Source organism: Erwinia sp. L03-1 (assembly GCF_058686115.1).
In genome coordinates this window covers 44,225-67,366 of sequence record NZ_CM178762.1, presented here as the reverse complement: position 1 = coordinate 67,366, position 23,142 = coordinate 44,225, and the positions used below count along the sequence as shown (strand labels likewise).

General features: G+C 56.4%; 20 protein-coding genes and 1 pseudogene. 13 read left to right on the top strand and 8 right to left on the bottom strand.

Going from position 1 to position 23,142, the window contains the following annotated elements:
• The first annotated feature begins 20 nt into the window (after window positions 1–20).
• Window positions 21–1,070 (top strand): NAD(P)-dependent alcohol dehydrogenase, encoded by a 1,050-nt coding sequence (locus AC4PCC_RS00280; RefSeq protein WP_067700417.1) that lies wholly within the window; start codon window positions 21–23, stop codon window positions 1,068–1,070.
• Window positions 1,071–1,102: 32 nt separating this feature from the next.
• Here the strand turns inward: AC4PCC_RS00280 and AC4PCC_RS00275 are convergent, their stop codons facing one another.
• Window positions 1,103–1,396: an HTH-type transcriptional regulator gene (locus AC4PCC_RS00275; RefSeq protein WP_067700420.1), complete on the bottom strand. Its 294-nt coding sequence runs from the start codon at window positions 1,394–1,396 to the stop codon at window positions 1,103–1,105.
• Between the two features lie 391 nt (window positions 1,397–1,787).
• On the opposite strand from AC4PCC_RS00275, the gene AC4PCC_RS00270 reads away from it, so the two are divergent.
• From AC4PCC_RS00270 to AC4PCC_RS00245, 6 genes are all read left to right on the top strand, one after another.
• Window positions 1,788–2,504 (top strand): DUF3053 domain-containing protein, encoded by a 717-nt coding sequence (locus AC4PCC_RS00270; RefSeq protein ID WP_492126013.1) that lies wholly within the window; start codon window positions 1,788–1,790, stop codon window positions 2,502–2,504.
• A gap of 441 nt (window positions 2,505–2,945) precedes the next feature.
• Entirely contained in the window at window positions 2,946–4,886 is a 1,941-nt protein-coding gene (locus AC4PCC_RS00265) for a PTS mannitol transporter subunit IICBA (protein ID WP_492126012.1), read from the top strand.
• Window positions 4,887–4,987: 101 nt separating this feature from the next.
• Window positions 4,988–6,136: a mannitol-1-phosphate 5-dehydrogenase gene (gene mtlD / locus AC4PCC_RS00260; protein ID WP_492126011.1), complete on the top strand. Its 1,149-nt coding sequence runs from the start codon at window positions 4,988–4,990 to the stop codon at window positions 6,134–6,136.
• Window positions 6,137–6,239: 103 nt separating this feature from the next.
• Window positions 6,240–6,764 (top strand): MltR family transcriptional regulator, encoded by a 525-nt coding sequence (locus AC4PCC_RS00255; RefSeq protein ID WP_492126010.1) that lies wholly within the window; start codon window positions 6,240–6,242, stop codon window positions 6,762–6,764.
• 72 nt (window positions 6,765–6,836) lie between these two features.
• A complete protein-coding gene (locus tag AC4PCC_RS00250; RefSeq protein WP_492126009.1) occupies window positions 6,837–7,199 on the top strand; it encodes a YibL family ribosome-associated protein in 363 nt (120 codons plus the stop codon).
• 205 nt (window positions 7,200–7,404) lie between these two features.
• A complete protein-coding gene (locus AC4PCC_RS00245; RefSeq protein ID WP_492126008.1) occupies window positions 7,405–8,139 on the top strand; it encodes a hypothetical protein in 735 nt (244 codons plus the stop codon).
• Window positions 8,140–8,227: 88 nt separating this feature from the next.
• On the opposite strand, the gene AC4PCC_RS00240 is transcribed toward AC4PCC_RS00245, so the two are convergent.
• From AC4PCC_RS00240 to sodA, 4 genes are all read right to left on the bottom strand, one after another.
• Window positions 8,228–9,298: a sugar ABC transporter substrate-binding protein gene (locus tag AC4PCC_RS00240; protein ID WP_492126007.1), complete on the bottom strand. Its 1,071-nt coding sequence runs from the start codon at window positions 9,296–9,298 to the stop codon at window positions 8,228–8,230.
• 97 nt (window positions 9,299–9,395) lie between these two features.
• Window positions 9,396–10,391, bottom strand: coding sequence for an ABC transporter permease (locus AC4PCC_RS00235; RefSeq protein ID WP_492126006.1), 996 nt, complete (start codon window positions 10,389–10,391; stop codon window positions 9,396–9,398).
• Window positions 10,388–11,893 carry a sugar ABC transporter ATP-binding protein gene (locus AC4PCC_RS00230; protein WP_492126005.1) on the bottom strand — a complete coding sequence of 502 codons (1,506 nt, stop codon included), beginning with the start codon at window positions 11,891–11,893 and terminating at the stop codon, window positions 10,388–10,390. Before AC4PCC_RS00230 ends, AC4PCC_RS00235 begins: the two co-directional genes overlap by 4 nt.
• 293 nt (window positions 11,894–12,186) lie before the next feature.
• Entirely contained in the window at window positions 12,187–12,804 is a 618-nt protein-coding gene (sodA, locus tag AC4PCC_RS00225; RefSeq protein ID WP_067700449.1) for a superoxide dismutase [Mn], read from the bottom strand.
• A gap of 206 nt (window positions 12,805–13,010) precedes the next feature.
• Between sodA and AC4PCC_RS00220 the strand changes: the two genes are divergently transcribed.
• On the top strand, window positions 13,011–13,721 hold the full coding sequence (locus tag AC4PCC_RS00220; protein ID WP_067700452.1) for a DUF421 domain-containing protein: 711 nt from the start codon (window positions 13,011–13,013) through the stop codon (window positions 13,719–13,721).
• 40 nt (window positions 13,722–13,761) lie between these two features.
• Here the strand turns inward: AC4PCC_RS00220 and AC4PCC_RS00215 are convergent.
• A pseudogene (locus AC4PCC_RS00215) lies at window positions 13,762–13,854 on the bottom strand (VapC toxin family PIN domain ribonuclease); the annotation flags it as partial.
• Between the two features lie 39 nt (window positions 13,855–13,893).
• Window positions 13,894–15,234 (bottom strand): aspartate aminotransferase family protein, encoded by a 1,341-nt coding sequence (locus tag AC4PCC_RS00210; RefSeq protein WP_492126004.1) that lies wholly within the window; start codon window positions 15,232–15,234, stop codon window positions 13,894–13,896.
• Between the two features lie 172 nt (window positions 15,235–15,406).
• Between AC4PCC_RS00210 and AC4PCC_RS00205 the strand changes: the two genes are divergently transcribed.
• On the top strand, window positions 15,407–16,198 hold the full coding sequence (locus tag AC4PCC_RS00205; RefSeq protein WP_492126003.1) for a DeoR/GlpR family DNA-binding transcription regulator: 792 nt from the start codon (window positions 15,407–15,409) through the stop codon (window positions 16,196–16,198).
• A 69-nt stretch (window positions 16,199–16,267) separates the two neighbouring features.
• On the opposite strand, the gene fdhD is transcribed toward AC4PCC_RS00205, so the two are convergent.
• Window positions 16,268–17,095, bottom strand: coding sequence for a formate dehydrogenase accessory sulfurtransferase FdhD (gene fdhD, locus AC4PCC_RS00200; RefSeq protein ID WP_492127598.1), 828 nt, complete (start codon window positions 17,093–17,095; stop codon window positions 16,268–16,270).
• Window positions 17,096–17,473: 378 nt separating this feature from the next.
• On the opposite strand from fdhD, the gene fdhE reads away from it, so the two are divergent.
• The 4 genes from fdhE to torA all read left to right on the top strand — a co-directional run bounded on the left by fdhE (window position 17,474) and on the right by torA (window position 23,022).
• Complete coding sequence (gene fdhE / locus AC4PCC_RS00195; RefSeq protein ID WP_492126002.1) at window positions 17,474–18,400, top strand: formate dehydrogenase accessory protein FdhE; 927 nt, start codon at window positions 17,474–17,476, stop codon at window positions 18,398–18,400.
• 86 nt (window positions 18,401–18,486) lie between these two features.
• Window positions 18,487–19,098, top strand: coding sequence for a glutathione S-transferase (locus AC4PCC_RS00190; RefSeq protein WP_492126001.1), 612 nt, complete (start codon window positions 18,487–18,489; stop codon window positions 19,096–19,098).
• Window positions 19,099–19,367: 269 nt separating this feature from the next.
• A complete protein-coding gene (locus tag AC4PCC_RS00185) occupies window positions 19,368–20,555 on the top strand; it encodes a NapC/NirT family cytochrome c (RefSeq protein WP_492126000.1) in 1,188 nt (395 codons plus the stop codon).
• Window positions 20,545–23,022, top strand: a complete 2,478-nt coding sequence (gene torA / locus AC4PCC_RS00180; RefSeq protein ID WP_492125999.1) for a trimethylamine-N-oxide reductase TorA — start codon at window positions 20,545–20,547, stop codon at window positions 23,020–23,022. Before AC4PCC_RS00185 ends, torA begins: the two co-directional genes overlap by 11 nt.
• The last annotated feature ends 120 nt before the right edge of the window (window positions 23,023–23,142 follow it).

The window sequence follows — 23,142 nt, the reverse complement described above, 5'->3', positions numbered from 1 at the left end:
ACCTTTCCGGGAGCTTTAACATGCAGGTAACAGGTCTGGCAGCAAAATCCGCCACTACGCCACTCGAACCTTTCGAATTTCAACGTCGCGAACTTCAGTCCGGCGATGTGCATATTGATATCCACTACTGCGGCGTTTGCCACTCCGACCTGCATATGGCGCGCAATGAGTGGGGCGTCAGCCAGTTTCCACTGGTGCCGGGACATGAAATCGTTGGTCGCGTCATCAGCACCGGCAGCGACGTAACCGCGTTTAAAGCAGGCGATCTGGTTGGCGTTGGCGTGATGGTAGACTCCTGCGGTCACTGCTCACAGTGTAACCAGGGCGAAGAGCAGTACTGCGAAGCGGGCTACACGGCCACCTATAACGGCGACGAGAAGGTTATCGGCGGCAAAACCTTTGGCGGCTACGCAGACAGCATCGTTGTGGACAGCAAATTTGTGGTTACCGTTCCGGAAAGCCTTGAGCTGAGCGCAGTTGCGCCGCTGCTGTGCGCGGGCGTGACTACCTGGTCCCCGCTGAAGCACTGGAACGTGCAGCCTGGCCAGAAGGTCGGCGTGATTGGCCTGGGTGGACTGGGTCATATGGCGGTGAAGCTGGCCCATGCCATGGGCGCGGAAGTGGTGCTGTTTACCACGTCGCCGTCAAAAGGCAGCGATGCGCTCCGCCTGGGGGCCAGTAAAGTGGTTGTCTCTAAAGACGCCGCGCAAATGGCAGCAGAGGTCAGCAGCCTTGATATCATTCTGGACTGCGTCGCGGCTCCGCACGATCTGGACCCGTACCTCAACACGCTGAAGGCGAACGGTCATCTGGTGCTGGTGGGCATTCCCGATGCACCCCATACCTCACCGGACGTGGCGCCGATTGTCTTTCGCCGCCTGAGCATTTCCGGCACATCCATCGGCAGCATCCGTGAAACGCAGGAGATGCTGCATTTTTGTGGTCAGCACAATATCGTTTCGGATGTGGAAGTGATTCGTCTGGATGAGGTGGAAACCGCGTTTGAAAGGATGCTGAAAGGCGACGTGAAGTACCGCTTTGTGATCGATATGAAGGCTTCGCGCTCGTAAAACACAAAACCCGCCAGCGGCGGGTTTTTCTTTTATGCCAGCAGCTCGCGGCTGAGGCACGGATTGGACTGAATCAACTGCATTAACTTCTGTGCGCTGCGCGAAGGCCTGGTGCGCTTCGCTTCCCAGCTTTTCACCGATGAAACGCTAACGCCCATGGCCAGGGCAAACTCATCAATTTCCAGACCGGTAATTTCCCTGATACGTTTTGGTTCGGGCATCAATACTTCACCCTTTAATGGGGGAGCGGACTGGATCACTTCACGGGTCAATACAATATGCTCAAGGCTGGATAACAGCTCGGACATAGGATCTTTAATTTCCATAGAGCACTCCTCATTAAAATCACAATAGTGAACGGCCAGAGGGTTAGAACCTGAGTCTCAGGTTCATAATGCTGGCGGCCAGTTGCCACGGAGATGCTCTCGTCGTATACATAAAGAGTACAGCGCGGGGGTACGCCAGGATCATAAGTATTAGATCAGATTTGGCGATTTGCGTCGTAATTTGAGACTATTTTTCAACCTTGCTTTTAGCAAATGTTTCCATACCCGACCAACAGGCTTATACCGCGGCCCGCTGGCGGTTGAAGCGTAACGCTTAAGAGTAAGTTTAAGCCCTATCCCCGGCCTCCGAGTTGGACTATTCTTTAGGCGCGGCGTCTGCCGCCCTCATGCTTGCTTAAAACAGCCTTATTATTTACAGGAGTTACTTCCCATGACGACAGGAATCTCGCGTGCGTGGACGCGTCTGCTGGTGCCTTTCGCGGCACTGTTTCTGGTCTTGCAACTGACCGGCTGCGGCGATAAAGAAGCCGATCAGCGCAAAGCATTTATTGATTTCCTGCAAAACACCGTCCAGCGCAGCGGCGAACATTTACCGGCGCTGAGCGCGGATCAAAAGCAGAAGTTTGGTCCTTATATTAATGATTACGCTATTATTTACGGCTTTTCCCAGCAGGTTAATCATGCGGTCGATTCCGGTATCAAGCCCGTCGTGGATGAGCTGTCGGCCATTCGTATGCCACAGGATTACCTGACCCGACGTGATTCTCTGCGCCAGGCAAGCGGCTCGCTTGGCGTGCTGACGCAGCAGATTCAGGCGGCCAGAACGCAGGCGGATAGCGGTAAAGCTGGCCTGAAACAGCCGTCCGATCTGAAAACGGTTTACGATAACGTTTATAACAAAGTGGTGACGCAGCCCGTCAGCGTACTGATGCCGCTGCTGCCCGCCCTGCAAACGCTTAGCCAGAATGCGGTGCAGACCGGTGATTTCCTGCAACAGCAGGGTACTCAGGTGACCTTTAATGGCCCGGCCATTCAGTTTCCTACCCAGCAGCAGGCTACGCAGTACAACCAGATGATGACTAACCTGTCGGCCAATTCACAGGCGCTGGCCCAGGCGCAGAGCGCGTTACAGAATACTTTCCAGTAACGCCCTGATACGGCAAGGATGCCGTTTTATCCCCCTGCTCCGTTGGTAACTTATTTACACCCCCCTGCGCCACCCTTTAATTACCCCCCTTTCCGCCTGCCAGGCAGAAAATAAAATTTGAATGAGATCACAATTTCAAAACAAACAGCCAAATATATAATGTGATACTCATCACATTTATTCCCGATTAAGGGGAAAGATCCCGCCTGCGTATTTTATTTACAGCGTTTTATTGTGATCAGTATCACTAAAACCCCCCCATACCCCACCTGAATCTAGTGACGTTGATCACACTTCCTTTGCTCACTACGCAGGCAGAAAGTCACGTGATAGAGTCCGGCTGCATACAGTGATACCGACGGTGCTACCGCGACTTCCTCAACTAAAAAATCTCTCGCGCGCGCTTTTTTGTCAGCGCGGAACAATAAGGGGTGTGTTTTTATGTCCTCATCAGATATCAAGATCAGAGTACAAAACTTTGGTCGCTTTCTGAGCAACATGGTAATGCCGAATATTGGCGCGTTTATCGCCTGGGGTATTATCACCGCGCTGTTTATTCCGACCGGCTGGCTGCCGAATGAAACCATGGCCAAACTGGTCGCACCGATGATCACCTATCTGCTGCCGTTGCTGATTGGTTACACCGGGGGTCGACTGGTGGGCGGCGATCGCGGCGGCGTGGTCGGTGCAATCACCACCATGGGCGTGATTGTTGGTGCGGATATGCCGATGTTTCTCGGATCGATGATTGCCGGACCGCTGGGCGGCTGGGCCATCAAAAGATTTGACCGTCTGGTCGACGGCAAAATCAAAAGCGGCTTCGAGATGCTGGTTAACAACTTCTCTGCCGGGATTATCGGCATGCTGTTGGCCATCCTCGCGTTTCTGGCGATCGGTCCGCTGGTAGAAGGGCTATCGCATATCCTTGCCGCGGGCGTAAACCTGATGGTGCAGAACAACCTGCTGCCGCTGACTTCAATATTTGTTGAACCGGCGAAAATCCTGTTCCTGAATAATGCCATCAACCACGGTATCTTCTCCCCGTTAGGGATTCAGCAGGCGAGTGAAGCCGGTAAGTCAATCTTCTTCCTGATCGAAGCTAACCCCGGTCCGGGCCTGGGCGTGCTGATGGCCTATATGTTCTTTGGCCGGGGCAATGCCAAACAGTCTGCCGGCGGTGCGGCAATCATCCATTTCCTGGGCGGTATCCACGAAATCTACTTCCCCTATGTGCTGATGAACCCGCGGCTGATTCTGGCCGTTATCCTCGGCGGTATGACCGGCGTCTTTACCCTGACGCTGCTCAACGGCGGTCTGGTTTCTCCTGCCTCGCCTGGCTCAATCCTCGCCGTACTGGCGATGACGCCAAAAGGTGCTTACTTCGCTAATATCGCGGCGATTGTGGCCGCATTTGCCGTCTCTTTCGTGGTTTCCGCTATCTTACTGAAGACCAGCAAGGTGAAGGAAGAAGAGGATATCGACGCGGCCGCGCGTCGCGTTAGCGATATGAAAGCGCAGTCTAAAGGCCAGGTCGGGACAGCGTCTGCCGCTGCCGCTGGCGCTAACGGCCTGAACAGCGATTTGAGCCTGGTGCGCAAAATCATCGTTGCCTGCGATGCCGGAATGGGTTCCAGCGCAATGGGCGCGGGCGTTCTGCGTAAAAAGGTTAACGATGCCGGTCTGACGAATATTTCCGTGACCAATACCGCCATCAATAATCTGCCGGGCGATGTGGATCTGGTCATTACCCACCGCGACCTCACCGAGCGCGCCCTGCGTCAGGCTCCTCATGCCCAGCACATTTCGCTGACTAACTTTCTCGACAGCGGACTCTATACCGACCTGACATCGCGTCTGGTGGAGGCGAATCGCAGCGCGGGCCATCGTGATAAAGTGAGTGCCGCCCTGAGTGATAGCTATGACGACAGCCAGGAGCATCTGTTCCGGCTGAGCGCCAGCAACGTTTTCCTCGGCAACCACGCCAGCAACAAAGAGCAGGCCATCCGCTTTGCCGGTGAACAGCTGGTGAAAGGGGGCTACGTTGAGCCAGAATATGTTGAAGCCATGCTCGACCGTGAAAAGCTCACGCCGACTTACCTGGGCGAATCCATCGCCGTGCCGCACGGCACCATTGAAGCCAAAGACCGCGTACTGAAAACCGGCGTGGTGTTCTGCCAGTATCCTGACGGGGTGCAGTTTGGCGAGGAGGAAGAGGATATTGCCCGGCTGGTTATTGGTATCGCCGCCCGCAATAATGAACACATTCAGGTGATCACCAGCCTGACGAATGCGCTGGATGATGAGAGCGTGATCGCTAAGCTAACCACCACCTCCAGCGTGCAGGAAGTGCTGGATCTGCTGTCAGGTAAAAAAACAGCGTAGCGCATCAGGCTGACAGAATTGACCTCCCTGGGCCGGGCATGCCCGGCCCATTTTCCGGGTCGGGTTTGTCCGGCCCTCGATCGTTAATACGGGAAAAAGTTATGAAAGCATTACATTTTGGTGCCGGTAACATCGGCCGTGGGTTTATTGGTAAGTTACTGGCAGACGCCGGTATTCAACTGACCTTCGCTGACGTCAACCAGGTGGTACTGGATGCGCTCAATGCGCGCCACGAATACCCGGTTCGCGTCGTCGGCGAAGAAGCCCAGCTGGAGATCGTGAAGGGTGTGAATGCGGTCAGCAGCGCCAGCGATGACATTATCCCTCTGATTGTGGAGGTGGATATCGTGACCACCGCCGTGGGGCCGCAGATCCTCGAACGTATCGCAGGCGGTATTGCCAAAGGGCTGATCGCGCGCAGCGACAGCGGCAATAGCCGTCCGTTAAATATCATTGCCTGTGAAAATATGGTGCGCGGCACCACCCAGCTTAAGGGACACGTGCTCAAGGCACTGCCGGAGCAGTATCACGCCTGGGTCGATGCCACCGTTGGCTTTGTCGATTCTGCCGTGGACCGCATTGTGCCACCTTCCGAGGCGGGTACGGCTGACCCCCTTGAAGTCACCGTTGAGACATTCAGCGAGTGGATTGTTGATGAGACACAGTTTAAAGGCCCCCTCCCTGCGATCCCCGGCATGGAGCTGACCGATAACCTGATGGCGTTTGTCGAGCGCAAGCTGTTTACGCTCAATACCGGACACGCTATTACCGCCTATCTCGGCCAGCTGGCCGGACACCAGACCATCCGTGATGCCATTCTGGATGAGCACGTACGTAAGGTGGTTAAAGGGGCGATGGAGGAGAGCGGCGCGGTGCTGGTGCGGCGCTATGGCTTTGATGCTGATAAACATGCGGCCTACATTCAAAAAATTCTTGGCCGTTTTGAAAACCCCTGGCTTAAGGATGATGTCGAACGCGTGGGACGTCAGCCGCTGCGCAAGCTGAGTGCAGGCGACCGCCTGATCAAACCCACGCTGGGTACGCTGGAATATGGCCTGCCGCACGACAACCTGGTGAAGGGCATTGCCGCTGCAATGCATTATCGCAGCGACCAGGACACTCAGGCGCAGGAGCTGACAACGATGCTGTCAGCGCTGGGGGGGCAGGCTACTCTGGTGGAGATTTCCGGGCTTGATGCCGACAGCGAAGTGGTCACCGCCGTAGTTAAAGCCTGGAACGCTATGGCATAATGCCCGCACTTCCGATTTCAACGGATGAACGGACAGGGTACGGCAAACGCCGTACCCGTTAAGGCGGCACCCCGCAGGGTCAGAGATTGATATGCAGGCTCTTATGGAAAAACCACAGGCTTTTGAGAATCGGGTGCTGGAACGCCTGAATGCAGGACGTTCGGTAAGAAGTTTTCTGATTGCAGCCGTTGAGCTGCTGGCCGAAGCCGTTAACCTGCTGGTGATTCAGGTTTTCCGCAAGGATGATTATGCGGTGAAATATGCGGTCGAGCCTCTGCTGCTGGGCAACGGGCCGCTGGGTGAACTGTCGGTGCGGCTGAAGCTGATTTATGGCCTTGGCGTAATCAACCGCAGCGAGTACGAAGATGCAGAACTGCTGATGGCGCTGCGCGAGGCGCTTAACGACGATGGCACCGATTACCGCTTTACCGATGATGAGCTGCTGGGGCCCTTTGGCGAGCTGCACTGCGTGACCGCTTTCCCCCCCCGCCCCGATCTTTCCATCGCCGATCCGGAGATGGCCGCCATGCTCCGGCAGCGCTACCAGCAGGTCGTCCGTTCCACCCTGGTCCTGTCGCTGACCGAACTGATTTCCCGCATCAGCCTCAAGCAGGCTTTCAAAAAGTAGCCGGCTGCTTTTCCCACTTCCTGCCGCTTTCGTGTATCCTTGCAGCAATGAATCACACTACGGTTAATGATAATGAAAGAACAAGTTCAGGAAGAGATAAAGGTCCTCAGCGATAAGCTGGACGCCCTTACGCATAAAGAACCACTGCTGCTGGAATCCGGTGACGCAGAGAAGCTTGGCGAGTTACAGGAAGCCAAAGACAAGCTGATTGCTGAGATTGAGCGCCTGCGTGAAGTGCGCGACGAGAACCTGAGCAAAGAAGCGCAGAAGCTGAAACAGCTGCCGTTTAGCCGGGCGATCACTAAAAAAGAGCAGGCCAATATGGGCGCGCTGAAGAAAAACGTGCGCGGTATTGTCGTGGTACACCCCATGACCGCGCTGGGCCGCGAAATGGGGCTGAAAGAAATGACCGGCTTCGCTAAGACAGCTTTTTAATCCTTACCTCCCTGCGGCGGGGATAAGGCTCTTTTATCCCCGTACGCCAACACAGTGTCACCCTGCGTAATCACCATCGCTGGTTTTTATCACCAGGGTCGTCAGGCGTTTTTTTAATGGTGTATACATAAATGAGTCTTTTATTATATTATTCTTCATAAAAAATAAATAGAGTTGAGGAGTTTATTTAAAGGATGAAAATAAAATGCCTATTACAAATATTATAAAAGCTTACATATTCAGAAAAACAGATGCAGCTTATAAACTCGCACAAAAAGACGACAAACACATCGCCCTCGCTAAGAGGTTGCTCGAAAAAAAAATAAAGAAAATTGTTAACAGACCCAGAATGTTTGATGTGAAAACCAGAATGTTTGATGTGAAAACCAGAATGTTTGATGTGAAAAAATATGTTGAAAATTCTGAAAAACTAGCGAAGTTATCTGAAATAACCAGATTATCGAATGTATCTAAACAACCTGTTGATTCAAATAAGGATAACTTAAATATAAATCCGTTCGTCGCCTCTAATACCACTAAGGAAAAAACCGATGAACAGATGAAGATTAATGAAGTTATGAATAGCGATGAATTTATATTCACATTGCTCGAAATGACCACTGACCATTGTAATAAGATACTGAATGAACTATGTAATAAGCAAAGCACAGATGAAGAAACCGAAAAAGCTAATTCGAATATGCGTAGTATTGTTACCAACCTGAGTGCGTTTTCAAAGACTGAAAGAAACGAGATGGCTGAGGCTGCAACAGCATTTTTAAATAAAAAAATCACCAGGGAACGCTCTTTCATCACTTATGGTAACTCCGCCCTCCCCCCGCAGAATGAATCAGAAGAATGGAGAGTTCTGCAAGCCCATGTGAAAGAAGTAAAAGCATGGTGTGACTCCATGTTAGACCCTAAGACAGCGTCTAAATAAACGGAGAGAACAATTATGATAAATTTAATGCCCTCTCCCGGGCAGAATATTTTGGGAAATGTTATTACCCGAATCGCACAAAAAACGCTTATTTCTTCGCGTACTTCGCCTGCAGCGTGGCAAACCACGGCGCGACAAAATCGGATGACTCCCCCCAGCCCGGCAGGATTTTATTCAGGCTGGCGACGTTAACCGCACCGGACTGGCTGGCAAGCTGCGCCTGGGAAATCGCCGCCGCCTTAAACTGCCAGCTGGCCGGGGTCTTTCCCCCCCCGATTTTGTTCGCCACCAGACGCATATTGATAGCGCCAATAAGCTTGCTGTCTACCGCCACGGTCTGTTTCCACGGGCTGTTCTTCTGGTGCATCAGCTGCAAATCCTGATTGGATACGTCGATGCTGTAGAGCTTGATCTCCGTGCGGCCATTCTCCTGCAGAGCCTTGTAGGCCCCCTGGGCAAAGGCATCCCAGGATCCCCAGATAGCATCGATCTTCCCTTTCGGGTATTTGGCCAGAATCGCCCCGATTTTATTGGCGGTGTCGCCCTGCACGTCAGAGGATACTGCGCCGATCGACTCCAGCTGGTGAATGCCCGGATTGGCCTTCAGCACTTTCTCATACACCACCTGACGGCGATCCATCGCCGGGAAGCCCGCGACCCACAGCTTGACGATATTCGCCTTGCCGTTGGTGTCTTTGATCAGCTGATCGAGCGACAGCTGCGCCAGGGAAGCATCATCCTGCGCGGTGACGGTTACGCCCTCCACCGGCTGGTTAACCGGCGTATCGAACACGGAGACTTTAATACCCGCATCGGCAATGCGCTTCACCAGCCCGGTCGAATAGGGGTCTTTGCCGTGCGAGAGGATAATGCCGTCATATTTCTGGCTGATCGCCTGATTAACGAAGTCCTGGAAACGCGCGTCGTCACCGTTGCTCAAAAAGGTGCTGACTTTAAAGCCCAGACTGCGGCCTTCCTGAATGGCACCGGCAACAAACTGGGTGGTGTTGTCATCCGATCCCAGATTACGGATAACCGCAATGCGTACCGGGCCGGCGTGGTTGGCAATGGTGGCCGGAACGGCAGCGCCCGTCTCTGCAAAGGTCGGCGCGGTGGAGAGCAGGCTGATAGCAAGCAGTGCCAGTGGGAGCTTTTTCATTATTATTACTATCCTCTTAGACAGTCAGGGCGTCAGAGACGCCGGATTCAGCACAGGTTCGGGCGCCCTTCGGCACCCGGGGACCATTAACGGTGATTTAACGCCGCTGGATATAGGTGATAGCCAGCGCGACGGCCAGTACCAGACCTTTGATGATATCCATGGCGTAATAGGGAACGGAGAGCATCACCAGCCCGTTTTGCAGCACGCCGAGGATCACCGCCCCCACCAGCGTGCCCAGCGCATTCGGCTTACCGGAACCCGCCAGCGAGAATCCAATCCAGGCGGCGGCGACTGCATCCATCAGATACCCACCACCGGCATTGACCTGCGATGAGCCGATGCGCGACGCCAGCAGAATGCCGCCCAGCCCCGCCAGCAGTGAGGCAATAACGTAGGCCAGCACGCGATAACGATTCGTACGAATACCCGACAGGCGCGCCGCCTCCGGATTACCGCCAATGGCATACATCCGACGGCCATGTTTGGTCAGCGACAGCCCAAGCTGGACCACCAGGGTGACCACCAGCATAATAATGACGATGGTCGGCACCTGGCCGAGCAGGGAGAAGTTGGCCGGGATGGTCCCTTCGGCCATATCACCACTCGGCATGACCATATTTTCCGTAATGGAGCCGCCAAAGCTCCAGGTCATCGCCACCCCCTGCACAATAAACAGGCTGGCCAGCGTGGCTAACATATCGGGAATTTTCAGCACAACGATCAGAAAGGCGTTAAACAGCCCGACCAGGGTGCAAAGCAGCAGCGTAAGCGCTATTGCCTCGGTGCTGCCGTAGCCGTACCAGACGAACAGGGAGATAACCAGCGAGTTTGCCAGCGACGCGGTAGACCCCACGGAAAGGTCGAAGCCGCCGATGGTCAGCGAAACCGAGACGCCTACGGCGATCACCGTTACGATGGCGATCGAGCGCAGGATATTAATGATGTTGGTCGGCTCCAGAAAACTGTCCGAGGCCAGGCCAAATGCGGCGATGAGCGCCACGCAGGTTAACAACATTCCCCACTTATAGAGAAATTCAAACAGCTGGTGACGCACGGGCGTCCGCTTCAGGGAAAGTTCATTGCTGCTCACGCAGGCGTTCCTCCGGTGGAATAAAGTAAAAGTGTCTCTTCATCAACGTCCTGGGCAGCCATTTCAGCCACAATGCGTCCGTCCCAGAGCACGCAAATCCTGTCGCACAGGCCAACCAGCTCGGAGAATTCACCCGACGCGTAGATGACCCCTTTCCCCTGCCGTGCCAGCCCGTCGATGAGCGTAAACAGGTCGGTTTTGGCTTTTATATCGACGCCCTTCGTCGGCTCATCGAGAATGAGGACGTCAGCGTTATTGCGCAGCCATTTGCCGATCGCGACCTTCTGCTGATTACCGCCCGACAGGCGTCTGAGCGTCTGCTGCGGCCCGGTGGTGCGCACCCCGAGCTTTTGAATAATCTCCTCTGCCCAGCGCCAGGCCTGACGGTGCCCGAACAGGCCCCAGCGGGAAAAGCTGTTATCGTCCGTGACGCTGAGGTTCATCGCGACCGATTCGTCGATAAAAATGCCCTCTTTCCGGCGCTCCTCGGGGATCAGCGCCATCCTGTTTTTCACCGCCGCATGAGGCGAGGTGGGTTTCCAGGGCCTTCCGTGCAGTTCGCCCCGCGTAATCCGGCTGCGACTGACACCAAACAGCGCCTTGCACAGCTCGGTTTTCCCCGCGCCGGCCAGCCCGGCAATGCCCAGGATTTCGCCTTTGCGCAGCGTCAGCGAAATATCGCGCAAAAGGTGCTCATCGTGCAGCCCCTGCACCGCCATCAGCGTCTCCCTGCCGAAGGGTGGGCGACGGGGCGGATAGATATCGTCCAGCTGATGGCCCAGCATCTTCTCAACGATCTGCTCGCCGCTAAGCTGCGCCATCGGGCCCGTTTCAACCAGCTGGCCGTCGCGCAGCACCGTCAGCCGATCGCAGATTTCCCGCAGCTCATGAATGCGGTGAGAGATAAAGACCACGCCGATCCCGCTGCTTTGCAGGCGGCGTACCACGGCGAACAGCCGCTCGCTCTCATGCTGATCCAGCGGCGCAGTGGGTTCGTCCAGAATCAGAAAGCGACAGTGATGGGAGAGAGCGCGGGCCAGCAAAATCTGCTGCTTTTCCGCCAGCGAACACTGATCGATGCGGCGACGCACGTCCAGTGAGACGTCCAGCTGTTGCAGCAGTGCCCTGGCCTGCTGGCGAATCTCGCCCCAGTGATAAACCTGTCCACCTTCGGCCAGCCTGTCGAGCATGATGTTTTCTGCCACGCTCAGGGTCGGTACGAGGGCGACATCAACCTCCTGCTGCACCAGATGGATCCCCAGCTGTCGGGCATCGCGCGGTGTGCGGATGGATACCGGCTTACCATCAAGCAGGATCTCCCCGCTGTAATGATCGTACGCCCCGGATAATACGGCCATCAGCGTCGATTTCCCGGCACCGTTAGCGCCGGTCAGGGCATGAACCGAATGACCTTCAAGGCTGAAATCAACGCCGCTGAGTGCGGAAAAACCGCCAAAGGCAATGGCTACCTGACGCATTTCTAAGCGATTTACCCCGTTCATAAGCGAAATTCTCTGGCGAATACAAAAACGTCTGGCCGCATTTTTTAATGGTTTGTCACGGCTGACAACGAACGAAAGCGCATAAGCTAACACAAAATGATATTAGCCATCCAGACATCTGGACACTTAAGCGGTTAACGCCGGATTGCGGGGGATAATCAGCATAAACGGGGGGAAGAAGCCGAACGGACAGGATTACACGCGATTTTACGCAGATGATGGCCGGAGACAGACGTAAAAAAACCGACGAAGCCATCTCGCCGGTTTGTCTTCACGCATCAGCGTGGAGGGATTTATTTTGCTGCGGAGAAACGGGCTGCCGCTTCGTCCCAGTTAACCACTTCCCAGAACGCCTTAATGTAGTCAGGGCGTTTGTTCTGGTACTTCAGGTAGTAGGCGTGTTCCCACACGTCCAGGCCCACAATCGGCGTACCGGAAGCGCCAGAGATAGCTTCACCCATCAGCGGGCTGTCCTGGTTAGCCGTAGAGACGACGGCCAGTTTGTCACCCTTCTTAACCAGCCACGCCCAGCCTGAACCAAAACGGGTTGCGGCCGCTTTCTCAAATTCAGCTTTGAATGCGTCCACGCTGCCGAAGTCTTTTTCGATAGCGGCTTTAAGGTCGCCACTCAGGGTGGTGCCGGTTTTCAGGCCCTTCCAGAAGAAGCTGTGGTTAGAGTGGCCGCCCGCGTTGTTGCGCAGTACGGTTTTCTTGTCCGCAGGAACCTGATCCAGTTTAGCGATCAGCTCGTCTACCGGCAGGCTGGCGAATTCGGTGCCTTCCAGCGCGGCATTGGCGTTGTTGACATAGGTCTGGTGGTGTTTAGTGTGATGGATTTCCATCGTCTGCTTATCGAAATGTGGCTCTAACGCGTCATAGGCGTAAGGCAGGGATGGTAGTGAATAACTCATGTTCATCATCTCCATAAAAGTTGGCGGTAGCTGTGTTGCTCCGCGTAAGCAGTCGGATCATTATAGTTAAATAAACGGTGGGTAAAAGGGTTATCAATGCCTTACTCTTGCCGGGGTTTATTATTGAGGTATTACCGCACAGTTTCTCTACTTATCCCTGGCTTCTGCTACGCTAATGAAGAACTTTTATCGAAGGGAAGAGGCTTATGGAGTATTACGGATTTATTCTGCTCAAGTTTTTTATTGGCTTTGCCATCGTTATTACCCACCTGAATTTTTCCGGAAAAACTCAGCTTTCACAAATGACGCCCGTCGACTTTATCGGCAACTTTGTGCTGGGCGGCATTATCGGCGGCGTGATTTACAGCGACAGTATTCCTCTGTACCAGTATGTGGTGCTACTGCTGATCGGCGTGGCCTTTATCACCTCCCTTAACGCCATCAGTAAGCACTTTTCGCTATTTCGCTCCATCACCATTGGCGACCCCATTCCGATCATCAAAAATGGGCAGTTCCTGATGGACAATATTCTCGCCCGACGGAACAAGATCGACATTCTGAGCGTCGCCTCGCAGATCCATACTCAGGGCATCCTCTCCTTTCAGGAAGTGCGCTACGCGCAGATTGAGCCGGGCGGCCAGGTCACGGTCATTGCCGAGGGTAGCCTGATGCCCTCGGTGATCGTCATGAAAAACGGCAAGGCGCGGCCCGGCGATCTGGCATTGATTGATAAAGACGAAGCCTGGCTACTGAAGGAAGTCGAGCGGTGTCAGCTGAAACGTGAGGATATCTTTCTCACCGAGTTCTGGGAGGGGAAGCTGATGTTCATTATGAATAACGGCGATATCGTCCGTCAGAGCGAAGAGGCCGAGCTGGGATCGGCGGGATTAAAAGTGGGCGAGCGGCAGGACCGGTAAGGGGCCAGCCGGCTGGTCAGTTTCTAACAGCATAAGGCCGTCACTCGCTCCAGTCTTCCAGCTTCAGGCCCGGTACCCGCACAAATTCACGCGTATTATCCGTTACCAGAATGGCGCCCACGGCTACGGCATATGTATAGCGCAGGCCTGTGCCCGCTTGTACGCCAGCCCATTACCGACCGCAGGCGGCCAGCGACTTATCCAGCGCGCCCACCAGCCAGCCGATGTCGCTCTCCTGGAAGGCTAACGGCGGGCGCAGCTTCAGCACGTTGCCATAAGGCCCGGCCACCGAGGTAAGGACATGGTTTTCACGCAGCCTCTCGGTGACGTCCAGTGCCAGCTGTTTATCCGGCGTCTTACTGCGCTTATCCGTCACCAGCTCAAAGCCAATAAACAGGCCCGCTCCACGCACGTCGCCCACGCACTCATATTTATCCTTGAGCGTTAACAGCGCAGCCAGCAGCTTCTCGCCCACCTTGCGGCTGTGTTCCTGTAGGCCTTCATCCCTGATCACCGTTAGCACCGCCTGCGCCGCTGCCATCGCGACCGGATTGCCGCCAAACGTGTTGAAATAGGGGATATCGTCGCTGAACGCGGCCAGAACGTCGCTTTTTGCCAGCAGAGCAGAAACCGGGATGCCATTGCCCATGGGCTTACCGGTGGTCACCACATCCGGCACCACGCCATGGCGGGCAAAGCCCCAGAACGCCTCGCCGGTGCGGGCAAAGCCGGGCTGCACTTCGTCGGCAATAAAAATACCGCCATTTTTATGCACCACCTCCACCGCTTTTTGCAGAAAACCTTTCGGCCCCGGCAGTACGCCGTCAGAGGAGAAAATCGAGTCGGCAAGGAAACCGGCAAATTTGATGCCGTGGGCCGCCATATCGTCAATCTGCTTCTGTATTTCGTTGGCAAACCACTCGCCTAAATCGGGTGAATCCACGCGATAGCAATCCGGTGGCGGTACCAGCCGCGTGGTGGCGGCCAGCGGCTGGCCCGAGCCCAGTGCGGGGGAGACGCCGGAGGTCAGATCGCTGGTGCCGTGGTAGGCTTCCTGGGTGACGATAATGCCGGTGCCGCCGCTCCAGGCACGCGCGATGCGTATGGCCAGATCGTTTGCTTCCGATCCGGTACACATATACATGGCGCGGTCGATTTCAGCGGGGAGGGTGGCCAGCAGCGCTTCGGAGTAGTCGAGAATGCGCTCGTGCAGATAGCGCGTATGGGTATTTAGCTGCTGCATCTGCTGGTAAACCGCATCGATAACCGCAGGATGGCAGTGTCCAATGCTGGCGACGTTATTGTAAACGTCGAGGTATTTGTCACCCGCCGCATCCCACAGATACTGCCCCGCGCCCCGCACCAGATGTACCGGCTTACGGTAGAACAGACGATAGGACTCGCCCAGTACCCGGCTGCGCTTGTCAGTCAGCTTGCGGACATCAGCATCCAGCCCGGCGGCATGTTCGGCGCGAAAGCTGTTGGTATCCATAATGGTTGAACGTGTAGCCATGATCACTCCCGTTGCGATGGAGGGTTACGATGGGCAGCAGCAGCCCGCTTGCGTTTATCATGGCAACTTTCAGGAAAAATGCAACCAAATACACAAACGCAATAAAATACACATGCGCGTGCGTCCATTGTCGGTTAGGCTATGCCCAGTCCAACGGCTAAAGGAGACAGATATGCTACAGGAAACGCGCCTGCACCGGATCCGTGCGCTACTGGCGACGCTGGGTCACGTCAGTACCGAGCGGATCATCAGGGAGCTGGGCATCTCACGCGAAACGGCCAGGCGGGACATTATCGAACTGGAAGCGCTGGGCGTCGCGCGTCGCGTGCATGGCGGACTGATGGCGCTGAATGCCGAACCGGAAGCGCCTCTGGTGGTGCGCAGTGAAATTAAGGCCCGGGAGAAGCGGGCTATCGCCCGTGCGGCGGCGCGACGACTAAAGCCTGGTCAGACACTGTTTCTGGATGCGGGTAGCACCACCACCATGCTGGCTGAGGAGCTGCGCACTCTCTCCGGGTTGACGGTGGTCACCAACAGCCTGAATGCGGCCCTGAAACTCTGTGCCGCCGGGGAGCATGAAACGCTGAATAACAGCATCATCCTGCTCGGCGGCAGTATGCTGGCCGGGGCGCAGGAGACGCGCGGCGATCTGACGGTGGGGGAAATTTATCGCTACCGGGCCGACGTGGCGATGCTGTCGCCGGTGGGCATTGACGGCAGGAGCGGCGCCACCAGTTTTTATCCGCATGAGGCGGCCATTGCCCGCGCGATGGTACAACAGGCTGACCAGCTTATTTTGCTGGCCGACAGCAGCAAACTCGGTCTCACCAGCCGGATCAACTATGCCACGCCCGGTCAGGTGAGCGCATTAATCACCGACGGCGAGGCCGCAGCGCATCCCGCCTTTTCCCTGATTGAGAAATCGCTGCCGGAGGTGGTGCTGGCCCCGGTCACCAGCCGCTGATGCCCAGGCGCGCGCATTGCGGACCGCCGCGGGTACACAGTGCTGACCGCCGCTGGCGGCGCAGCGGACTTAGCCTCTCAGCCGCTGGGGATGCGTATAGACCGTGGCGCGGCCAGGCTTGCTAAAGCCCACCAGCGTCAGGTTGCTGCGTTCCGCGACCTCGACGGCGAGTTTGGTTGCGGCGGAGACGGCGAAAAGAATTTCCACGCCGCACATCGCCGATTTCTGCACCATCTCATAGCTTGCCCGGCTGGAAACCAGCACCGCGCCCTGCTGCCAGTCTGGCTGCTGGCTGCGCAATCCCAGCAGCTTATCCAGCGCGACGTGCCTTCCCACATCCTCACAGCCGCCGGAAAGCGCCCCGTCCGGCCTGATCCATGCCGCAGCATGCGTACAGCCGGTCAGCTGCCCAACGGGCTGAACGCTTTTTAGCTGGTCCAGCGCCTTATCAAGCTGGTTGAGATCGAAGGTCTGACTGAACGGCAGCGGCTGGAGCGGTTTGCCGATTTCGGCAAGCTGTTCAACGCCGCATACGCCGCAGCCGGTACGGCCCGCCAGGGACCTGCGCTGCGCCTTCAGCCCCATAAAACGGCGGCTGGAGAGCTCGATCTGCACCTCAATACCGCCGCAGGAAGGCTGGATATCCATCCCATAGATATCTGCTGGCGAATCAATAATGCCCTCAGAGAGCGAGAAGCCCAGCGCAAAAGCTTCCAGATCCTTTGGCGTAGCCATCATCACCACGTGCGAAATGCCGTTATAGACCAGCGCCACCGGCACCTCGTCTGCCAGCCAGTCCTCCTTTGCGCTCTCCAGCGCCATGCGTTGCCACACCTTCACCTGGCTCAGCCCAACGGCCTCATCCAGAGCCGGATTACCGTCACCCGCTTTATTCATCAGAAAATCACCCATGGCTAACGCTGACCCTTTCCACTCTGCAATACGCCTCTGACCCCATAGCTTGCGGATCGCTTATAAGATTCTGAACCCCCGAACGAAGCACTGCAAGCGGCCGGATCTTATCCGTCACAACAGGCCCTGTTTGATAGTGAATAGTTATAAAAGCGATTGAAACGATGAAGTGGAGGAGACCGGGGGCTATAATTTTGGGCAGAAGCCTGTAATCTGGGCTTCTGTCCTGAGTCTGTTGCCATTGCAGGCAGCAGCACCCTTATCCGGCGGACCTTTTTTTCGCCGGGGCTGGATACCCTATCCGCGCTGTTGATATACCGTTGGCGGGCAGCTGAACCGTCGGAAAAACAGGAAAAAAACCTGATGAATATTCGCATAATCCCGAACGAGAGGCTGACAGACCACGAGCATAATAGGGCAGAGGCCATCCCGCCGCTGCTTTTTCCCCGGCTGAAAAACTTATACAGCCGCCGCGCCGCACGACTCCGGCAGCTGGCGAAGAAAAACCCGCTGGGCGATTATCTGCGCTTCGCCGCCGTCATCGCCAGCGCCCAGGAAATCGTACTTTACGATCATCCGCTGCGGCTGGATCTGCATGCAAGGCTGACAGAAACCGCCGCGGGCGGTAAGCCACCGCTGGACATTCACCAGCTTCCGCGTGACGCACACTGGCAGCGGCTGCTGCATTCGCTGATTGCCGAAATGAAGCCCGAAATGAGCGATCAGGCGCTGGCCGTGCTGGAGAATCTGGAAAAGGCCTCTGCTCTGGAGCTGGAAACCATGGCCTCGGCGCTGTTTGCTAATGAGTTCTCGCAGGTGAGCAGCGATACATCGCCGTTTATCTGGGCCGCACTATCACTCTACTGGGCGCAAATGGCAGCGCTGATCCCGGGCAAGGCGCGCGCCGAACAGGGCGAACAGCGGCAGTTTTGCCCGGTCTGCGCCAGCGTGCCGGTGACCAGCGTGATCCATCTGGACCCCGAACAGGGCGGCGTACGCTATCTGCATTGCAATCTGTGCGAAAGTGAATGGCATGTCCCCCAGGGTAAATGCAGCAACTGCGAGCACACCCGTGACCTGAGCTACTGGTCGCTGGAGAGTGAGTCCGGGGCGGTGCAGGCAGAGAGCTGCGGCGACTGCGGCACCTGGCTGAAAATGTTCTTCCAGCAGAAAGATCCGGCGGTGGAGCCGGTCGCGGACGATCTGGCTACGCTGGTGCTGGATGCGCGTATGGAGCAGGAAGGTTTTGCCCGCAGCAGCCTGAATCCCTTTCTGTTCCCGGGCGAGTAATCGCCATAAAGGGCGGAAGAAGTCACTCTTCCGCTAATCAATCGTTCCGGGCCGACCTTCCGGGCCCGTTCATTAGAGGAAGTGGGATGAAATTAATCGGCAGCTATGCCAGCCCGTTTGTCCGTAAAATTTCGGTGATTATGCTGGAAAAAGGCATCACCTTTGAGTTTGCTAACCAGTCGCCCTGGACGGATGACAGTCCGGTACCGACCTACAACCCGTTGGGTAAGATACCGGTGCTGGTTACCGGCCCGGAAGAGTACTGGTACGACTCCTCCGTAATTGCGGCTTATCTTGAACAGCTGGATATCGCACCCGCGCTGATCCCGCGTGACAGGCTGGCGGCGATGAACGTGCTTCAGCTACAGGCGCTGGCAGACGGCATCGGCGATGCGGCGGTGCTGCTGGTGCGTGAAGGGTTGCGTCCGGCTGATAAACAGCTGGAGAGCGAGCTGGTGCGTCAGCGCAGCAAAATTCTGCGCGGCCTGGACGCGCTGGAAAAAGCCGCAGCCGAGGGCAAGGTGCTGAACAGTGACACCCTCAATCTGGCGGATATTGCGGCAGGCTGCCTGCTCGGCTATCTGAACTTTCGCCGCGTGGTGCCAGACTGGTGCGTTAACCGCCCGGCACTGGTGAAACTGGCAGAAAAACTCTTTGCTCGCGAGAGCTTTGCCCGCACGGTTCCGCCCGCGCCCTGAACACATTGTCTTATGACAGGCCTGCCATCACGCAGGCCTTCACTATTGATGGTCTCCTTTTTACCCCCCGCCTGGCAGGCCTGCCTCTGCTGCGGGACAGACTCATTTTTCGAAATTTGAACCCCGCTCGCACTTCTGTCCATTCGTCGTTACCACCTCCCGCCTTTTTGATTCACCACAACAAAACCACACCATTAGTGTGTGATAGTTAGCAGAGTTATCATTTTTCTCCCCCATTAAAAGGGTGAAACAGCGAGACAGGAACAGTTATGGGATTTCTCAGGAAAGAGAATGTATTCAGGTGGTTCAGAGGGTGGCGCGGTATACTGCTGGTTTTATTAGGCATTGTTATCGCCCTGCTGGTGGTTGCCGGGGGCGTAACCGTGCTGCATAAGACCAGCGATACGGCCTTTTGCGTCTCCTGCCACACTATGGAAAGGCCGCTGGCGGAATATCAGGGCAGCGTACACTATCAGAATCACGCCGGGATACGCGCCAGCTGCGCTAACTGCCATATCCCCAGCCAGCCCGTCGACTATCTCCTAACCAAGATTGCCGCCGTTAAGGATGTTTACGGCGAAGTCACCGGCACCATTGATACCGAAGAAAAATACAACGCTAAAAAACTGGCCATGGCCGAGTCGGTGTGGAAAACGATGAAAGCCAGTGACTCTGCGACCTGCCGCAGCTGCCATAGCTTTGAGGCGATGGATATTCTTGCTCAGCAGCCGGACGCGAGAAAAGCGCACCCCGTCGCCATCAGGAGCGGGGAAACCTGTATTGACTGCCATCGCGGCGTTGCCCATATCCTGCCTGACATGCGCGCCAGCAACGCCTCAGGCGCAAGCCAGCTGATTGCTGCGGCCGCTGGGGTTAGCGTTGAAAACGGGATGCTCTACAGCGTTCAGACCCAGCCCTTCGCCCTGCAACCCGTGGCAGAGATGCCCGCTGGCACCCTGTTTCCGGCGGCGCCGCTGACCGTTCTGCGTCGGGATCAGGGTAAGGTAGAAGCGCGACTCAGCGGCTGGCAGCAGCAGGATGTTCCTACCCTTATCTACGCCGCTCCCGGCAAGCGCATTATCAGAGCGGTCATTGAGCAAGACGCCTCCAGCCAGATAAACATTCTTTCTTCCCGGACGGATGCGCAGACCGGCACGGTCTGGCAGCAGGTTTCACTTGATATCTGGCTCCCCCCCGGCGCGCTGATTGATGATCAGCAGAAAATCTGGCAGTACGCCTCCGGCCTGATGTCCGCTAACTGTACCGGCTGTCATGGCCTGACCCCATCGAACCACTTTACGGCTAATCAGTGGATTGGCGTGATGAAAGGGATGGCGGCGCGCACCTCTCTGGATAAGGAGCAGCTAAGAGTGCTTACCCTTTACGTGCAGAACCACGCCAGTGATATGCCGACCCCGGATATGCTGCCTTCAAAAGGAACCGAAGATGAAAAATAATCCGCTTTCACCCCTTTCGCGTCGCCGGTTTTTACAGGCTGGCGGTGCGCTGCTGGCCGCCAGCTCGCTCGATCTGCTTTATATGAAGTCGGCCGTCGCGCAGGCCGTCAGCCAGGCCATGCCGCTATTTAGCGCACTGCGTCCGGCAAGCAAAGGGATCCTCACCGCCGCCCACTGGGGCGCATTTGAAGCCATCGTCGATCAGGGCCGCATGGTCAGCGTTCAGCCGGTGCAGGACGACCCTTCGCCCAATGAGCTGATCGAGATGGCGCCCTGGCAGGTTCACGCCGACAACCGCATCAAATACCCGATGGTGCGTAAAAGCTGGCTGGAACAGGGGCCGGGCGGAGGTCGCAACCTGCGTGGACGCGACGAGTGGGTCAGGGTCAGCTGGGATAAAGCGATTTCACTGGTCAGCAACGATATTCGCCGCCTGCAAAAAGAGTACGGCCCCTCCGCGATTTATGCTGGCTCCTACGGCTGGAAAAGTACCGGCTTGCTGCATAACAGCCGGTCGCTGCTGGGGCGGCTGATGAACCTCACCGGAGGCTTTCTCGGCTATAGCGGCGACTACTCCACCGGCGCGGCCCAGGTCATTATGCCGCACGTCGTCGGCTCCATGGAGGTTTACGAACAGCAAACCAGCTGGCCCAACGTGGTTGATAACGCGGAGCTGGTGGTTCTCTGGGGGTGTAACCCGCAGACCACGCTGAAAATTGGCTGGAACGTGCCGGACCACGTGGGGCTGGAGGGCATTGAGGCGCTGGCGAAAAAAGGCACCCGGGTCATCTCCGTCGATCCCATCCACACGCCAACGGCGAAGATGCTCAACGCAGAGTGGATTGCGCCAGAGGCCTATACCGACGCGGCGATGATCCTCGGGATTGCCCATACGCTGCTGACGGAAAAACGCCACGATGAGGCCTTTCTCAAGCGCTATACCGTGGGGTTCGACAAGTTCCGCGCCTGTCTGCTGGGTGAAAGCGATGGCACGGCGAAAAGTGCCGACTGGGCAAGTGAAATTTGTGGCGTGGAGGCGGAGAAACTGCGCGCTCTGGCGCATGAGATGGTCAGTAAACGCACCATGATTATGGCGGGCTGGGGCATGCAGCGTCAGCATCACGGCGAGCAGCCGCACTGGCTGCTGGTCACGCTGGCGGCGATGATTGGGCAGATCGGCCTGCCCGGAGGCGGGTTCGGTTTCAGCTATCACTACTCATCCGGCGGCAGCCCGACGGCCAGGGGCGGCATCCTCTCCGGGGTGAGCACCGGAAAAGCACCGGAAAATTCGCCGCAGCCCATCCCTGTCGCGCGGATCGCGGACTGTCTTGCCAACCCCGGAAAGCACATCCAGTTCAACGGCAAAGACATTACCTATCCCGATGTGAAAATGGTCTACGTCGCCGGGGGCAATCCGTTCCACCATCATCAGGATACCAATAATCTACTCAGCGCCTGGCAGCACCCGGAAACCATCGTGGTACATGAGCCCTACTGGACCGCCACCGCGAAGCATGCCGATATTGTTCTTCCCTGCACCACCAGCTACGAACGTAATGATATGGATATGGGCGGTGATTACTCACAGCTTTATGTTTTCCCGATGCATCAGTGCGTTCCCCCCCAGCATGAGGCCCGCAACGATTACGATATCTTTCTGGCCATCGCCGCCCAGCTCGGCGTGGAGGAGGCCTTTTCCGAAGGTCGGGATGAGATGCTATGGCTGAAATCACTTTATGACAATATGAAAAAGCAGGCCAGAAACGTGGGCGTACCGCTACCGCCCTTCAACGAATTCTGGCGGTCTGGCAACTACATTCGCTTCCCGGTGCCGGAGGAGAATAAAAACTGGGTGCGCTTCGCTGACTTCCGGGAAGACCCCTTGCTGAACCCGCTCGGCACGCCAAGCGGGAAAATAGAAATTTTCTCGCGCACCGTGGCGGAGATGAACTATGCGGACTGCCCCGGGCTTCCAGGCTGGCTGCTGCCACACGAGTGGCACGGTAGCGATGCGGCGCGGAAGTATCCGCTCTCGCTTAATACCGCCCACCCGATTAACCGCCTGCATTCGCAGCTGGATAACACTCCGTTGCGCAAGAAATATGCTATCGGCGACCGGGAGGCGATCCTTATTAACTCGCAGGATGCCGCGGCAAGGGGCATTCAGTCCGGTGATTTGGTCAGGGCCTTTAACGACCGGGGACAGATTCTGGTGGGTGCATCCGTAACCGGGGATATCCGGCCGGGCGTGGTGCGCATCAGCGAGGGAGCCTGGTACGATCCGCTCGACCCGACGCAGCCCAACACGCTATGCAAAAATGGCAACGTTAACTGCCTGACCTTCGATATCGGCTCGTCAAAGCTGGCGCAGGGCAACTGCGGCCATATGGCGCAGCTTGAAGTCGAAAAATATCGTGGCGCAGTGCCGGAAAATACCGCCCATGCGCTGCCTGCCGGGGTGGTTTGAGGGGTAAATAGCGGCGGCAGTTGCTATTATCCTGACAACCGCTTTCCCATGGCCCGAAGAGAGCCTGGTTCTGGCCGTTTTACGCCAGCCAGGCGGGCTTTAGCCACCTTTAATAAGGAA

Excerpts from the sequence above, each read along its gene's own strand:
- sodA (WP_067700449.1), bottom strand. The coding sequence starts at position 12,804 with ATGAGTTATTCACTACCATCCCTGCCTTACGCCTATGACGCGTTAGAG.
- torA (WP_492125999.1), top strand. The coding sequence starts at position 20,545 with ATGAAAAATAATCCGCTTTCACCCCTTTCGCGTCGCCGGTTTTTACAG.
- mtlD (WP_492126011.1), top strand. The coding sequence starts at position 4,988 with ATGAAAGCATTACATTTTGGTGCCGGTAACATCGGCCGTGGGTTTATT.
- AC4PCC_RS00250 (WP_492126009.1), top strand. The coding sequence starts at position 6,837 with ATGAAAGAACAAGTTCAGGAAGAGATAAAGGTCCTCAGCGATAAGCTG.
- AC4PCC_RS00245 (WP_492126008.1), top strand. The coding sequence starts at position 7,405 with ATGCCTATTACAAATATTATAAAAGCTTACATATTCAGAAAAACAGAT.
- AC4PCC_RS00270 (WP_492126013.1), top strand. The coding sequence starts at position 1,788 with ATGACGACAGGAATCTCGCGTGCGTGGACGCGTCTGCTGGTGCCTTTC.
- AC4PCC_RS00280 (WP_067700417.1), top strand. The coding sequence starts at position 21 with ATGCAGGTAACAGGTCTGGCAGCAAAATCCGCCACTACGCCACTCGAA.
- AC4PCC_RS00205 (WP_492126003.1), top strand. The coding sequence starts at position 15,407 with ATGCTACAGGAAACGCGCCTGCACCGGATCCGTGCGCTACTGGCGACG.
- AC4PCC_RS00240 (WP_492126007.1), bottom strand. The coding sequence starts at position 9,298 with ATGAAAAAGCTCCCACTGGCACTGCTTGCTATCAGCCTGCTCTCCACC.
- fdhD (WP_492127598.1), bottom strand. The coding sequence starts at position 17,095 with ATGAATAAAGCGGGTGACGGTAATCCGGCTCTGGATGAGGCCGTTGGG.
- fdhE (WP_492126002.1), top strand. The coding sequence starts at position 17,474 with ATGAATATTCGCATAATCCCGAACGAGAGGCTGACAGACCACGAGCAT.
- AC4PCC_RS00190 (WP_492126001.1), top strand. The coding sequence starts at position 18,487 with ATGAAATTAATCGGCAGCTATGCCAGCCCGTTTGTCCGTAAAATTTCG.
- AC4PCC_RS00220 (WP_067700452.1), top strand. The coding sequence starts at position 13,011 with ATGGAGTATTACGGATTTATTCTGCTCAAGTTTTTTATTGGCTTTGCC.
- AC4PCC_RS00230 (WP_492126005.1), bottom strand. The coding sequence starts at position 11,893 with ATGAACGGGGTAAATCGCTTAGAAATGCGTCAGGTAGCCATTGCCTTT.
- AC4PCC_RS00210 (WP_492126004.1), bottom strand. The coding sequence starts at position 15,234 with ATGGCTACACGTTCAACCATTATGGATACCAACAGCTTTCGCGCCGAA.
- AC4PCC_RS00255 (WP_492126010.1), top strand. The coding sequence starts at position 6,240 with ATGGAAAAACCACAGGCTTTTGAGAATCGGGTGCTGGAACGCCTGAAT.
- AC4PCC_RS00265 (WP_492126012.1), top strand. The coding sequence starts at position 2,946 with ATGTCCTCATCAGATATCAAGATCAGAGTACAAAACTTTGGTCGCTTT.
- AC4PCC_RS00185 (WP_492126000.1), top strand. The coding sequence starts at position 19,368 with ATGGGATTTCTCAGGAAAGAGAATGTATTCAGGTGGTTCAGAGGGTGG.
- AC4PCC_RS00275 (WP_067700420.1), bottom strand. The coding sequence starts at position 1,396 with ATGGAAATTAAAGATCCTATGTCCGAGCTGTTATCCAGCCTTGAGCAT.